Origin of the sequence: Neobacillus sp. SuZ13, from assembly GCF_030123365.1 — a bacterium.
Lineage (GTDB): Bacteria > Bacillota > Bacilli > Bacillales > Cytobacillaceae > Neobacillus.
Genome location: NZ_CP126107.1, coordinates 2,812,397 through 2,827,322 on the forward strand (window position 1 = coordinate 2,812,397; position 14,926 = coordinate 2,827,322).

General features: G+C 38.7%; 14 protein-coding genes and 1 pseudogene. 13 read left to right on the top strand and 2 right to left on the bottom strand.

Annotated features, from left to right (window positions below; all coding sequences use genetic code 11):
- Positions 1-136: 136 nt before the first annotated feature.
- The 4 genes from QNH17_RS13700 (at position 137) to QNH17_RS13715 (ending at position 3,630) form a co-directional block, all read left to right on the top strand.
- The gene (locus QNH17_RS13700; RefSeq protein ID WP_283879189.1) at positions 137-334 is read left to right on the top strand and encodes a hypothetical protein; all 198 of its coding nucleotides are present in this window, start codon (positions 137-139) and stop codon (positions 332-334) included.
- A 401-nt stretch (positions 335-735) separates the two neighbouring features.
- Positions 736-834, top strand: coding sequence for a YjcZ family sporulation protein (locus tag QNH17_RS13705; protein ID WP_283879190.1), 99 nt, complete (start codon positions 736-738; stop codon positions 832-834).
- Positions 835-914: 80 nt separating this feature from the next.
- Positions 915-2,141, top strand: coding sequence for a glycosyltransferase family 2 protein (locus tag QNH17_RS13710; protein WP_283879191.1), 1,227 nt, complete (start codon positions 915-917; stop codon positions 2,139-2,141).
- A gap of 481 nt (positions 2,142-2,622) precedes the next feature.
- Positions 2,623-3,630: a ketoacyl-ACP synthase III gene (locus tag QNH17_RS13715; RefSeq protein ID WP_283879192.1), complete on the top strand. Its 1,008-nt coding sequence runs from the start codon at positions 2,623-2,625 to the stop codon at positions 3,628-3,630.
- 158 nt (positions 3,631-3,788) lie between these two features.
- On the opposite strand, the gene QNH17_RS13720 is transcribed toward QNH17_RS13715, so the two are convergent.
- Positions 3,789-3,935: a hypothetical protein gene (locus QNH17_RS13720; RefSeq protein ID WP_283879193.1), complete on the bottom strand. Its 147-nt coding sequence runs from the start codon at positions 3,933-3,935 to the stop codon at positions 3,789-3,791.
- 429 nt (positions 3,936-4,364) lie between these two features.
- On the opposite strand from QNH17_RS13720, the gene QNH17_RS13725 reads away from it, so the two are divergent.
- From QNH17_RS13725 to QNH17_RS13745, 6 genes and pseudogenes are all read left to right on the top strand, one after another.
- Positions 4,365-4,730, top strand: coding sequence for a hypothetical protein (locus QNH17_RS13725; RefSeq protein ID WP_283879194.1), 366 nt, complete (start codon positions 4,365-4,367; stop codon positions 4,728-4,730).
- A gap of 153 nt (positions 4,731-4,883) precedes the next feature.
- Complete coding sequence (locus QNH17_RS13730) at positions 4,884-5,351, top strand: hypothetical protein (protein WP_283879195.1); 468 nt, start codon at positions 4,884-4,886, stop codon at positions 5,349-5,351.
- 534 nt (positions 5,352-5,885) lie between these two features.
- Positions 5,886-6,050, top strand: coding sequence for a hypothetical protein (locus QNH17_RS13735; RefSeq protein WP_283879196.1), 165 nt, complete (start codon positions 5,886-5,888; stop codon positions 6,048-6,050).
- Between the two features lie 38 nt (positions 6,051-6,088).
- A pseudogene (locus QNH17_RS30020) lies at positions 6,089-6,145 on the top strand (MarR family winged helix-turn-helix transcriptional regulator); the annotation flags it as partial.
- Positions 6,146-6,163: 18 nt separating this feature from the next.
- Positions 6,164-6,451: a hypothetical protein gene (locus tag QNH17_RS13740; protein ID WP_283879197.1), complete on the top strand. Its 288-nt coding sequence runs from the start codon at positions 6,164-6,166 to the stop codon at positions 6,449-6,451.
- Between the two features lie 43 nt (positions 6,452-6,494).
- Positions 6,495-7,952 (top strand): aryl-sulfate sulfotransferase, encoded by a 1,458-nt coding sequence (locus QNH17_RS13745; protein WP_283879198.1) that lies wholly within the window; start codon positions 6,495-6,497, stop codon positions 7,950-7,952.
- A gap of 174 nt (positions 7,953-8,126) precedes the next feature.
- Here the strand turns inward: QNH17_RS13745 and QNH17_RS13750 are convergent, their stop codons facing one another.
- Entirely contained in the window at positions 8,127-8,696 is a 570-nt protein-coding gene (locus QNH17_RS13750) for a dihydrofolate reductase family protein (RefSeq protein ID WP_283879199.1), read from the bottom strand.
- A 478-nt stretch (positions 8,697-9,174) separates the two neighbouring features.
- Here QNH17_RS13750 and QNH17_RS13755 point away from each other — a divergent pair, with 478 nt between their 5' ends.
- The 3 genes from QNH17_RS13755 to QNH17_RS13765 all read left to right on the top strand — a co-directional run bounded on the left by QNH17_RS13755 (position 9,175) and on the right by QNH17_RS13765 (position 14,784).
- Positions 9,175-9,582 (top strand): hypothetical protein, encoded by a 408-nt coding sequence (locus QNH17_RS13755; protein ID WP_283879200.1) that lies wholly within the window; start codon positions 9,175-9,177, stop codon positions 9,580-9,582.
- A gap of 659 nt (positions 9,583-10,241) precedes the next feature.
- Positions 10,242-12,866 (top strand): phosphoenolpyruvate synthase, encoded by a 2,625-nt coding sequence (ppsA, locus tag QNH17_RS13760; protein ID WP_283879201.1) that lies wholly within the window; start codon positions 10,242-10,244, stop codon positions 12,864-12,866.
- A 214-nt stretch (positions 12,867-13,080) separates the two neighbouring features.
- Positions 13,081-14,784, top strand: coding sequence for a hydroxysqualene dehydroxylase (locus tag QNH17_RS13765; RefSeq protein WP_283879202.1), 1,704 nt, complete (start codon positions 13,081-13,083; stop codon positions 14,782-14,784).
- The last annotated feature ends 142 nt before the right edge of the window (positions 14,785-14,926 follow it).

Here is a 14,926-nt window from a genome sequence, read left to right on the forward strand (position 1 = left end):
ATAGAATTAATAATGATACTACCCTTTTTATTTGGAGGTTCTAATGAGTAAGAAAAAACTCTCTTTACCTTTTTTTAAAGAATAATGAGTAATGAAGTTTTACTGTAGAAATATTTAAAAGAAAGAAGAGATATTAATGATTAAAAAGGTTAGAGAAATTGCTATAAAATTAGCTAGTTTTCAAGATGTTTCATACGAACATTTACCTCATTCTTCAAGGTTTAAGATTATATCTAAAAAAGGAGTAAAATGGTCAACAAGAGCTTCTAAATTAGGAAATATTCATTATTCTGATGACCATCTATATTTAGCATTAGATTTTCCTAGTGGGTGAGATCACAGAGTCATTTGTTCACGAAAAATTAAATCTTCCCATAAAAGCTCCAAGAGATATTAACTCAGGTTTCTATATTTTACAGGCTAAAGATACAGGTAAATTCGATTCTGTGAGAATTTCGCTTTATCAAGATGATTTATCAGAAATCGATTCAAATAACAGCTTATTAATAAATTTCGCAGTGGAAATATTCAATAAATCAATTTGCTAACGATTGTTCAATAAGGGCAGTCGTTTTTCTTGTTCCGCTAACGGGCAGGTTACTTGAATAAGCAAAATATATTTTGAAATGTAAAGCAACCTAATAGCTTTTTTAATAATAATTTGTAGATTTTGGCTCTTGTCCAATTCCATATTTATCGTTATGACATACGATGTTATATTAGTAAATTAAGGTGGTGATACATTTTGTCAGATGTCTTGCTGTTAATTTTGCTTTAATCGTGGTGCTTTTTATCCTTTTAATTATTGTGGGTGTAACTTTCGTTAAAAACTAGTTTTAAACTAACGGCAAAAATTTTCCGAACTTCCTTAATTGTTCATAGATATAAGTACACAAGGAGGAATGACTAAAAATATGGAAATTGAAGTCACAATCATCATGCCTTCATATAACCGCTATCCCCTTAATCTGCTTAGCCTTTATGCATTGGAGAAACAGAGTTTTGATTTATCCAAAATGGAAGTGATATTGATAGATGACGCCTCTACCGACCAGACCCCCAAAATTAAGGAATACTGTCCTCCCTACCATTTTCAATATATTCTCAATAGAACCAATGTTGGGGTGGCTGCTTCAAGAAATACTGGACTTAGGCATGCGAGGGGAGAGATCATTATCGTTTTGGATGCAGAAACCATCGTTCCCCCTAACTATGTTACCCTAAACCGCCAGCATCATCTAACTCACGAGAAATCTGTTGTTATTGCAGGAAGTAAGCGGGGGCGCATTTATACATTTTTATCCCCGGATTTTACTACTAATCAAATCAACGCAATTTATAAGTGGAGCGAAAAAAATTCTCTCTTCAAGCAACGTCTTGAGGAGGCGGTATCACAAGAACTGACACTTAGTACCCTAAGGACACATAATAGTCTTTTACAAGAACCCCAACAAGTGGTTAAAAGGGAAGATATTGACGATATTAAAAAATTATGCTCGCTTGTAAAATACAAAAGTTATGCTAATAAATTATTAAAATACCTTAAGGGAAATTTTGATAGCAGCCCATTACGTTGGATGGCTTGCTTAGGTTTTCTTTCTATAAAAAGAAGCTTTATGGAGCAAGTCGGCGGCTATGAGGAGGATTTCAAAGGATGGGGATCCGAGGATGCTGAGTTTGCTTATAGATTATATAAGGCCAATGCTAATTTTATTATCGAAGAGGATTTAGAAACGTATCATCAAGAACATCCGCCATCTTCATCGAAGGAGGAGGATGCGAATAGAAATCGTTTGTTGTTTCAACTAAAGCACCCAGTTCTTGATGTATCCATTAGAGCTCTACACTCTATTCATCCGAAAGATTATGGACTTATGGAAAAGATTATATTAGAACATCAATCCCTTACTGCAAGCTTTCCCAATGAGTTTCATGAATTTAACCAAGCAATCCTAACATTACTTCATCAAATTCGTATAAATATTGCAGAAAACCGTCCCCCTGTTAACCTTGTTCAAAATTCCGGGATCGGCGACGACTCGATTGCAATGGAACGTATCCTAATTGAGAGAGATCAAATACAATCCTATGGTAAATACGATCATCTTGTATGGTTATTCGATAAATTGAGTACGGTCTAGTACTCTTGTAGAGGACAAGGATTGCAGAGAGCGATCCTTTTTTATTGAACTAAAAATTTATTTACCAATACACAAAAACTTATAAAACCTACTTGGTTTTCTCCTTTTTACTATCTGGATGTTTCTCTTATATAATAGAGCCTTTATTTATAAAAGTTGAGATGTTTGCTTTACATAACTGGACACATACTTACTCGTTTATTGGTTTTTTTGTACTCTCCCAAATAGTTTATTTTATAATAAAAAAACTTACTGCAATATAGAAAAATTCTTTTTCGAACTGGGTGGTTTAGTAAAAGAACAAAAGGACTGCTGTTTCAGCAGTCCTTTTTCATTATCGTTATTCAAGTAAAGGGGCAGGTTACTTCAAAAAGGAGTAACCTTTTTGTTATGTAAAAAAGTTGATTTTTAATAATATAAATCGCTATAATTATAACCAGCTACTAATACCAGCTTATAATAAAAACATGGGGTGGATTCTATGATAGGTTCGAGAATAACTGCTATTGGTACATATGTGCCCGAAAAAAAGCTAACTAATTTCGATCTTGAACAAATGGTTGAAACAACTAATGATTGGATTATTCAAAGAACAGGAATTCGTGAACGCAGAATTAGTCGCCCTGATGAATTTACCAGTGATTTATGTGTAGCTGCAGTAAAGGATTTAATGCACAGATATAATAAAAAAGTCGAAGACGTAGATATGATCATCGTGGCAACAAGCACTCCAGATTTTCCGTTTCCATCTGTCGCAAGCATCATACAAGAACGATTAAATATCAAACAAACAGGCGCCATTGATTTAAGTGCGGCGTGTGCAGGATTTGTATATGCTCTGCATACAGCAAACACTTATATTGCCTCTGGACTTCACAAGAAGATTCTGGTAATCGGTGCCGATACGATCTCAAAGATAACGGATTATACCGATCGAAGCACATGTGTTTTATTTGGTGATGGAGCTGGGGCTGTAGTGGTTGAAAGGGATGAACAATCAAAAGGTTTCATTGGATTCCATTTGGGAAGTGATGGAAGTGGAGCACAGAATGTATATCAAACTGGACTTTCAAACAAGGTTAATGAGATTGAGTTAATCGATACGAAATGCCTTGTACAAAATGGTAGGGAAGTTTTTCGGTGGGCTGTAAGGAGTGTTCCTACTAGTGTTAGACAAATTTTGAATAAAACACAATTGAGTTTAGACAAGGTTGATTGGTTTGTACCTCATAGTGCCAATTTACGGATCATAGAGCCAATCTGTGAAAAATTAGAATTCCCAATGGAAAAAACTCTTTATAGCCTAGTCAATTTTGGAAATACTTCTGCTGCAACTATTCCTTTAGCTCTTGACCTGGGAATCCGTGAGGGAAAAGTTAAAAATGGAGACAGAGTTCTCATGTACGGTTTTGGAGCTGGTTTGGTTCAAGCTGGTCAACTTCTTGAATTAAATTTTGACGAACAAATTTATACTCCTACACCGTTGTAACGAAAGGATTGTGAAGGATTATACTAAACAAACGGGTGCATTACTTGAATATCCTACTGCTAATTTTGGCAGATTGAAAGCAATTCTCTATAAGGAGAATTGCTTTATTTTTGTATTATTCTATCCAATATCCATTTCATTTTCTCTACTTAAGATTCTTATCTCAATTCATCCCAATATAAAAAGACATACTCTGGTTCATGCTCTTTTTTCAACTCATCAATACTTGCTATTGTATCTAAATTTTTTTGTTTATTCGTATGCAAAGTATTACTAGCGTTCTGTTTTAAGCCCTTTTCATCCATGATTTACACTCTCCTTTTTAGCATAGTTTGTGCTCTGTCCCTCTTCTTATTCTTGTTTTTGCAAGGAATGTAATCAGGTGTAATTTCCAAAATAAAAGAAGAAAAATGGAATGTATTATGAAAATCAGATTACCTAGTTCACTCTAATATGTATGTCTTATGCTGCTTTGTTCATTTCACACTTTCAAATAGAGGCGAAAGGAAACGAGCATTAAAAAGATTCGTGTTTGTATAAGAGAACATATTGTGAAACATTTCACTTAAAGTAACAGGTGCAAGAGTTGAAGAAATGACCGCTGCGGCGGTCTTTTTTGCTTTTTGCGCTTCCAAAGCAGGTTAGTTAAAGATGAGTAACCCAGACAAAAAGATTAACGTCAAATATTACAGGGGGAGTGATGGAATATAAAAAATATAATTGGTATTATCTTATTGTTTTCCTTTATTTTACTCGGATGCAGTTTAAAGACACAGACATTGCCTGAATTTTATACAAAAGACCTTGGTGATGTAACTAAGATAGTTATAGTAAAAGGCAGTACGGGCAATAAAAAAACAATCGTAGAAAAGGCTGTTATTGAGGAATTTTTAACTAAGATGAAGGAAATAAAGTTTATTCCAGAAGAAAATCAAGAAGAAAGAAAAGGTTGGAGTTACTCTATTAGACTTTATAAAGATGCCGAGAAAACCTTTCAATTCGAACTAACTAAAGTAAATGGGAACTATTATTATACAAAACCAGATATTTATCCAATTGTTGATGATTTTTATAAAAACCTCAATGTACCAGAAAACTAATTTTCCACTATTCACTAACGAGTGCAAGAGTTTAAGATCCGGCTGCCATTTTTAGCGGCTTTCTTCTTGTGCTAACGGGGCAGTTTAGTTCAAAAAGAAAAGGAGTATATACACCGAATGTGGAATAATTAATGCCAAAGAGGTGTTAACAAGATGAAAGTTAATAGAATTGAAGTGAAACCTCTGAAGAGTGAGTATAGTGATCTTGAACATCCTACTATCACAATAGATGGTGTTCGTTTAGATTTAATTCTTCATAAACTATATCCCACAAAAAATCTTCTGGGACTAATCCCCACCTTGATAAATTGGATTGACGATCAAAAGGAGAAGAAATTTGTAATAAATAGGTACAACACTAAAGAAAAAGAAGTTTCATTGCCTGTATTAATGTGCCCAGATGACTGTGATTTATGGTGTACTGTCATTATTGCTAAAGTAACCACATCCAACGGCAATATAATGTGGGATAAAATAGGTATAGATAGGAGTTCAAGAGAGGAACTTCTTTCGGGGTATGATTGTATTGGCTCAAAAGTTGAGTGGCTTGATTTGATACCTCAATTTGTATTTGATGAAGATGAGTATAGAACAGAGATAAATAAAATCTTATTAAACTAAAGGGTTGCAAGAGTTGAACAAGGAGTTGCGGTTAATACATTGTCAAAGGGGAGTGTAAATTATGCTTGAACTTGTTAAAGAAATATAATCACCTAGTAAGGCATATAAGGTGGAAATTAATAAAGATGGGCTTTTAGAAATTGACATTTATTTTTGGGATAGTGAGTGGGAAACATGGCTACAAAAGTACACTGGCTTTACACTTACTGACAACATAAATAGTGAGGGATTGCTTTTTTTAGTAGTGATACGTTTTTTTACTGTGGATTTGTTGGCGAGGAGGGAGGGTAGAAATGAGAAATAAAAATAAATTATTAATACCAACTTGACACATAGGAATTCAGGGATTAATATATGGATATTAAATATTTTGACATTCATTTTCTTAACATTCATTATTTTAATACTAAAACAATTTAAATAGCTGTTTGGACCACCAAAGGCACCTATACATTTCATCATTCATGTATTTTGAATGTTCAGAAATGTGTTCGGTGCCTTTTTTGTCTTCTTAAGGCTTAGAATGGAGGAGATATGGATACGATTAATCACGGCGAGTTATTGGAAAAAGCAGATTGGCTGTTTCGCAAAATGGTTCGCAAATTTGTAAAAGAACGCGACAAAATCAATATTGAAGGCATAATGTTACCGGGGTTCATGATTTTAAAAAAAATATTCATGATGGTGAGCAACGATTAACGGATTTAGCTGAGGAGTTTGATTTCACATCGGGGGCAATTACTGCACTTTGCGATAAGCTGGAAGAAAGAGGATTTGTTATCCGAAAACGTCATAAGGAAGATAGACGAATCGTGTGGCTGACCATTACTGATGATGGCCGGAACTTTATAAATCGAAACAACAACTTAGGGGTAGCTACAATTTCCATTTTGTTTGATGGATTTTCGCTGGAAGAAATTCAGGTTCAGATCCATGCTTATCGACGTTTAATTAATAATCTAGAACGATTTTCCAGTACAATCATGACATTAGCGAATGAGAATGTGAGTAAGAAAGAAACTGCTGCATTGCCGTCTCTGAATGGTAAGACGGATTCAGAATTACAAAAAAACACAAAAGGGTCTTTTTTAACTTATTAAGACGAGATGTTTCTAGTGGAACAATACTAAAAGGAGTGGGAAAATGGGACATCCAACAATTTATCCAACGGGAGCAACGGTTTATAACCCTAAAAAAGCATGGAGCGGCTATACGATTTATCAAGCTGCAGATCTTGGAGCTTTATTAATTGATATGAATGGAAAGGAAGTTCACTTGTGGAAGGGTCTTCGCGGGTTTCCGAATAAGATGTTGCCAGGAGGGTATGTTTTGGGGCATACAGCACAGAGAGATCCTAAATATGGCTTTCAAGATGAAGCTGATTTGGTTCAAGTTGATTGGGAGGGAAATATCGTCTGGAAATTTGATCGGCTTGAATATATAGAAGACCCTGGCCATGAACCCCAATGGATGGCTAGGGCACATCATGATTACCAGCGTGAGGGAAACCCAGTTGGCTACTATGTTCCGGGATTAGAATCGAAAATAAACAGTGGAAATACGCTGATTTTAGCTCATAAAAACGTTAAAAAATCTGAAATATCTGATAAAAAACTCCTTGATGACATTATTGTCGAGGTCGATTGGGAAGGAAATATCGTTTGGGAATGGGCAGTAAGTGATCATTTCGACGAGCTTGGATTTGATGAAAGTGCAAAAAATGTGCTTTTCCGTGATCCGAATTTAAGAGGCTTTGGAAACGATACAGACGGAGATTGGATGCATATTAACTCCATGTCTACAATAGGGCCTAATAAATTTTATGATCAAGGAGACGAACGATTCCACCCAGATAATATTATTTGGGATGCCAGAGAATCAAATATCATTGCCATTATTGATAAAAAGTCAGGGAAAATTGTATGGAAACTTGGCCCCGATTATTCGACTCCAGATGTGAAGCATTTGGGATGGATTATCGGACAGCACCATGCCCATATTATTCCGCAAGGCTTGCCTGGTGAAGGTAATCTCCTCGTATTTGATAATGGCGGCTGGGGGGGTTATGGTCTTCCAAATCCTGCATCTCCATATGGGGCGAAAAATGCTGTCCGTGATCATTCAAGAATCTTGGAAATTAATCCAGTAACACTTGAAATTGAATGGCAATATACCCCAACGGAAGCTGGATTTCAAGCTCCATTAGATTCTTACCGGTTTTATAGCCCTTATATTAGTTCAGCACAAAGGCTGCCTAACGGTAACACATTGATTACCGAAGGTGCAGATGGGAGGATTTTTGAAGTTACTCGTGAGCATGAGCTTGTATGGGAATATATCTCCCCTTATAAAAATAATAGGAATTCAAATATGGTTTACCGTGCTTACCGTGTTCCTTATGAATGGGTACCACAATTAGAAAAAACAGAGGAAAAAGAAATCCTTCCTCTAGATATTGCATCATTTAGAGTGCCAAATGCTGCAGGTACTGGCACGGAATCCGTTGTGACTGTTGAAGGTACATCCGCATATGGTGCCGGAGATTTCTGCGTGGCAACGCTGGATGAAACTATTAAAAGGCGGGATATCAACGCTGAATGATAAACGATAGTCTGGAGGAATTGACCGGTAGGATTAACTTAATGTTTGCGTCATCATCTTACATTTAGGCTATTTTAGATCCTGATGTTGATTTTTACGATAAGAAAACCGCCTTGTTGAAGAGGCGGCTTATTGAGCTATCGTATCTGTCGTAATCTGCTTTAGGAGAAAAGGTCATCTCTGGTAAACGAGGGCTATGGCTCCAGAATCAAATGTCTTGTTTTCGATCAGTTTAAGATTGATTTTCTCCTTGAGACCTTGGAATAACGGCAACCCGCTGCCGATCAGGACGGGAGAAACCGTAATTTTAAACTCATCTATTAAATCAAGCTGCATAAGGTAGTGTGCTAACCTTGGACTGCCGAGGATGACCATATCCTTGCCAGGCTGCTGTTTAAGGTTCTTGATTTCTTCCTCGACATCCTCTTTCACCAGTCTGGAATTGTTCCATTCGACTTTCTCCAATGTCGTGGAAAAAACGATTTTGGATGTCTTTTCGATCCACTCGGCATGATTCCGTTCATGCGGCGAAGCTGAGGGGTCAGAAGGCACAGATGTCCAGTAACTATGCATCATCTGATAAGTCTCACGTCCCCATATGACAGTGTCGGCAGTACTCAGAATTTCTTTCGCGTGTTTCTCCAAGTCAGCATCGTATGAAACCCAGCCAATGTCCATTTCACCGTTCGGACCTTCTACAAAACCGTCAAGCGATGCGTGCAGAAATAGAACGAGTTTTCTCATTTTTATTCTCCTTTGTTCATGAGGGATATTTTTTTATACTGCTTTACCTCCAATGTAAGTATAACCAATTTTTTATAAATTTTGGTAAAAAAATTCTATAAGTTACACTAATTAAAATAAAATGGGACGGGGCCAGCATCAGTCCCTTTTTGTTTTGTTAAAGAGAAGATTGTGAAGAACTACACTTAAACAAACGGGTGCATTACATCAACAATGAGGTAATGTTATTTTCTTATTGAAGTAACGGGTAGAATGCTCAAAGCTAAAGAAACTAAATAACTCAACTATGTTTTACAAGGATTATTAAACAACAAGAATCAGACTCTATGAGCATTTAAAGAAAAATAATCCTATGGCATATGAGGTTCTTATCGAATAATCTACTTTTCTTATAAACTCCAGGTGATGACAAGCACTAACCCTTTTTTTCTTCATATACATGAAAGGATTTACTGTTTGAAGAAAGGGGGAGGCTGCATTGTATCCAAATTATCCCCACCAGCCTATCTATCCATATTTCTATGACTATAGACAAGGACTATTTCAAAAAATTCTTGCTTGTTATCAGCAAAAGCGATGGATCAGATTATCTTTCCGAGATGGAACAACTGCCGAAGGTTTAATAAGGACCTATGATCCTTTTAGGGGAGTATTAATTTATGTACCGATGCAAAGGTATACGATTTCGTGTGAAGGTGTCAGGGTGGACTCTCTGCAAAAAGCACAGAATTGCATAGGTAAAAAATCCACTTTGTCACTTTCTAACAATATTAGGCTAACTTTTACCATTGAAGGTGTTGACCAATCTCAAAACATAGGGGGATGGGTTAACCTAAATGAAGTTATGTCGGTATCTGGACAGGTAGTTGACGCGAATTGTATTTAGTTGGGAATAATAATAAGAACAAAAAGGGCGATGACAGTACGGAGATTAAGGAAAGAAGAGGGGAACCAGAAAACTATAAATTTGAGACAATAAGAAATTATCGAAAAAGTGCCAGTTATTTGATGTTTGATCCTTTTTTATAAACGTAACGAATTGGTTAACATAAAAATTATTATGTAAACTAAAAGACATTGTGAATTTGATATCAAACAATCTAGATCAACTTTACTACAGAATCTAAGCAAAGTAAGTTGATATTTATAAATTAATATGAAATAGTTGACAGGCCCCATGCATCTATTCGCAAGAGGTCCTCATATTCAAACTGTTATTTTGTTTAGAACTCTCACTCTGCTTTCATTAGTCATGCTATAGAATGACAACAGAAGGCTGGCGTTCTTCATCTTCTGGTGTAGCCAATCAGGAATAAAAACCTCACAAGTGTCGTTAATGAACGCTTGTGAGGTTTTTTGTATTAAATAAAAGGAATGATTATCATTTATTTCCGCATCTCAAGAAGTAGAAAGTTTAGTACTAAATATTGGCAATATGGTTATTTTAAGGAGCCGTAATAGTTAAATAAGCGAATGCAAGGGGCACATTGGCGATACCCTCAATAAAATAAAAGAAGCCATCATTTTTTAGGGGAGGGGTGTGCCATGAATGCCTATGTGCTAGGTTTTCGAGAAATCGACCATAAGCAGCTAATGGCTGTTGGGGGCAAAGGGAAAAACCTTGGAGAACTGACTAGGATTGAGGGAATTCAAGTGCCAGATGGCTTTTGCATTACCACAGAAGCCTACAAAAAAATTATCAGCGATAACAGACAATTTGACTACTTCCTGAATCAACTCAATCAGCTAAGTGCCGATGACAGGAGAGAAATCAGTGTAATTAGTAGAAAGATTCGCAGCCTTATCGAAAAAGCGGAAATACCCCTGGATTTAGAAACAGAGATCCTTCAGTATCTGTCAGAGTTTGGCGAGGAGTGGGCTTACGCGATTCGTTCCAGTGCCACTGCCGAGGATTTGCCTCATGCGTCCTTCGCAGGGCAGCAAGATACGTTTTTAAACATCAAAGGAAAAGAAGAAATCCTTCGGCATATCCGCAAGTGCTGGGCCTCCCTGTTTACAGAAAGGGCGGTGATCTACCGCATCCAGAATGGGTTCGACCACCTTAATGTCTACTTGTCCGTCGTGGTCCAAAGGATGATTTTCCCAATAGCTTCAGGGATCTTGTTTACGGCCGATCCTGTTACATCCAACCGCAAGGTGATATCCATTGATGCTAGTTTTGGACTTGGGGAAGCACTTGTCTCTGGTTTAGTGACGGCAGATAACTATAAGGTTCGAGATGGAACCATTGTTGAAAAGACGGTCTCCGCCAAGAAACTAGCCTTTCAGGCATTAAAAGAGGGCGGTATAGAGAAAAAAGTTATTCAGTGGGACCAACAGAATAGGCAAACCCTTACAGACTCGCAGATTTTACAGCTGGAGCAAGTAGGTAGAAAGATTGAGGCGTATTTTTCCTGCCCGCAGGACATCGAATGGTGCCTTACTGAAAAGGCGTTATATATCGTGCAAAGCCGCCCCATCACAACCTTATTTCCAATCCCGGAAGATTCCGATGGGCAGAACAGGGTTTACTTGTCGTTTGGCCATCAACAAATGATGACAGATGCCATAAGACCATTGGGTATGTCCTTTTTAATGGATCTATTCGATGAATTTCCACTTTGTAAAGCGGGTGGAAGACTGTTTCTTGACCTTACTTACGACCTGGCCTCTCCCATTGGCCAAAGGATCCTTCCTGCTGCAATGGGCAAAAACGACCCTCTCTCTAAGAATGCGATTTTAAGCTTAATGAACAGAAAGGATTTTAAGAGTTCATTGCCACGGGGAAAGAGAGTATTCAAATTTGGCACTGAAGGACTATCCTGGACACTTCCCTTACACATAATCAACATCTACCGTAAAAACGACCCCGTGATCACTCAGGATCTCATCACTGTAAACGAGGCATCTATAACGGAACTGCAGGAACGGATTACAACCGTATCGGGAGAAGAACTGTTTACTTTCATTAGGAAGGACCTTAAGAAATTAAAAGAACTCTTTTATGATCCACAAGGATTAGGAGTTATTATAGTTGGGGTATTAGCATGGGATTGGATCAATAAAAAAATGGAAAGATGGTTGGGGGAAAAGAACGCGGCCGACATACTTTCCCAATCGGTGCCAAACAACGTTACATCTGAAATGGGTTTTGCACTCATGGATGTGTCGGACATCATTCGTCCATATACTGACGCGATGGAAGTTTTACAAAATGCTCGCGATGACACCTTTTTCGAGGACCTAGCCGAATTGGAAGGCGGGCGGGCAATTATTAGCGCTTTGAGAGGGTATCTTGAAAAATACGGAATGCGCTGTTCTGGAGAGATTGATATCACAAGGACCCGTTGGAGAGAACAGCCCACCGCACTGATTCCCATGATACTTAGCAATATAAAGAATTTTCCTCCTCATTTCGGCAGAGTTAAATTTGAGCAAAGCAAGAGGGAGGCAGACCTAAAGGGGCAGGATCTTCTGAAACGATTGAAACAATTGCCCGACGGAAAACGGAAGGCAAAAATAACAGAGAAGATGATTCGCGTTTTGCGTAATTTTATCGGCTATCGGGAATATCCCAAGTACGCTTATATTAGACGTTTTGATATCTACAAGCAGGCGCTGATGAAGGAGGCCGTTCTACTTGTTCGAAACGGGGTCATCCAAGAAAAAGAGGACATCTACTATTTAACCTTTAATGAGCTTTATGATACCGTTCGAACCAACCATTTGGATTACAAGATGATTAATGAGAGAAAAAGGAACTATCAAGTTTTTGAGAAATTGGCACCACCAAGGGTGATAACGTCTGAGGGCGAGGTAGTAACTGGTGCATACAACACCGATTATATCCCTCAAGGTGCCTTGGCGGGAACCCCAGTATCATCCGGCATAATCGAGGGCCGCGCGCGTGTCATATTAAAAATGGAGAAAACTCAATTAGAGGATGGGGATATTCTCGTAACCACATTCACAGATCCCAGCTGGACTCCGCTGTTTGTATCTGTCCAAGGCTTGGTGACGGAAGTAGGAGGGCTGATGACCCACGGATCCGTCATTGCACGCGAATACGGTCTTCCTGCCGTTGTAGGAGTGGAAAACGCCACGAAGTTAATAAAAGACGGGCAGAGGATCCGGGTGAACGGTACAGAAGGGTATATTGAACTATTATGATGTTATGTTTCATAAAAACTAGGTAATTAGCATAAAGTCATCGACTTCTTCCCGCCGAAAACACCACCAACGTCCGGTCATCCAACCAATGAGGGTTTTGGAGTAAAAAGAGACCAATACCTTTCCGCTTTCATGTTACAGAATGTCCAAACACCTCCAACTCCTGTTGCATATATTGGATTACTCTAATCCACTATGCGAGGAAGGTGAGTCTATGAAGAAAGTGGCCATCTTGGGAGGCGGGGTGGCTGGCCTTAGTGCTGCACATGAACTGGTAGAAAGAGGGTTTGACGTAACGGTATACGAAAGTAAAACAATTCCGGGTGGAAAAGCACGGTCGATTCCTGTTCCCTATTCCGGTACGAACGGGAGAAAAAATCTACCTGGAGAACACGGATTCCGTTGCTTTCCAGGTTTTTATCGCCATATCATTGATACAATGAAACGAATCCCTTATGACCAAAAGCAAAGTGTTCATGATCAATTAGTTACGGCTCGGGAGATGGGACTTGCCCGCTTTGATCATGAACTAGTTGCCATCTCCACTTCTATTCCGAAATCGATGACCGGCATCAAAAAGAACTTGAAAGCATTGTTCGATTCGGATTGGGGACTTAATGAGGAAGAAGTGGTTTTCTTTACGGAGCGGCTTTGGCAGGTGATGACGAGCTGCAGGGAACGAATCATGGATGAATATGAAAGAATTAGCTGGTGGGATTATCTGGATGGAGATAACCAATCAAAGAACTTCCATGAAGTGTTTGCTGCCATTTCCCGGTCATTGGTCGCCGCGAAATCTACAGAAGCAAGCACCAAGACCTTCGGTACGGTTCTTTCCCAACTTCTTATCGGTATCCTTACGCCGACAAATGATTCGGACCGAGTCCTGAACGGCCCGACCAATGAGGTGTGGATTGACCCATGGATCAGCTATTTGAAACAAAAAGGAGTTCATTATTATACCAATGCACCCGTACGCGGCTTTCAACTCAAAGAAGGCAAAATCACGGGTGTCCATATCGATAGGTCAGGAAAGGACGAGTTTGTCAATGCGGACTTTTACGTAAGCACTCTCCCGGTGGAAGCCATGGCCCCGTTAGTTTCCGCCGATATGCTTAGGGCAGACCCGGCACTGATAGGATTGAAGAAGCTTACAAAAGATGTTGATTGGATGAACGGGCTCCAGTTCTTTATGAAACGGGATGTGCCCATCGTAAACGGACATCTGATCATCATGGATTCTCCGTGGGCGATTACGGCCATTTCACAAAAGCAATTTTGGGACGGGAAGGATCTTCAAGCATATGGGGATGGTCAGGTTAGGGGCATTATTTCCGTTGATATTTCGGAATGGAACCAACCAGGCATGCTTTTAGGAAAAAAGGCAATCCAATGCACGAAAGAAGAAATTAAAGAGGAAGTTTGGGCACAGCTGAAAAAAGCTTTAAATCATGAAAAAGTGTTGCTCCGGGATGAGGATGTTCACTCTTGGTTTTTGGATCCGGACATTCATTTCGACGATTCTGGCAAAATGATCAATAGTGAGCCTTTACTTATAAACAAAGTTTTTGCGTGGAGCTTAAGACCCTATGCTTTTACAAAGATCCCCAATCTCTTCCTGGCTTCCGATTATGTGCGTACAAATACGGATCTGGCGTCGATGGAAGCGGCCAATGAGGCGGCCCGCCGAGCGGTCAACAGTATACTTGATGCGGCAGATTCAAAGAAAAGGAAGTGCAAGATTTGGGACATGTATAAATTTGACCTATTAACTCCCTGGCACATTCACGATTGGATTCGCTATAGGAAAGGGCTCCCCTGGAATGGCGGCTCCTCCTTCTGCTCAAGGGTTGTCTACTTGCTCCTCTATGCAGGTAAATATGCTTGGGGAAAAGTCCAACAGTCCAGATGGTTTTAGTAGCCTAACCTGAACGCAACGCATTCAACCATATTTCTAAAGGAAGTACATGGAACGTAAACGTGTGCTTCCTTTTGTATTGTAGTCACATAAAACTCTACTTTTTTTCCGGAAGATTATGGCCAATTAGAGAAAAACTTTA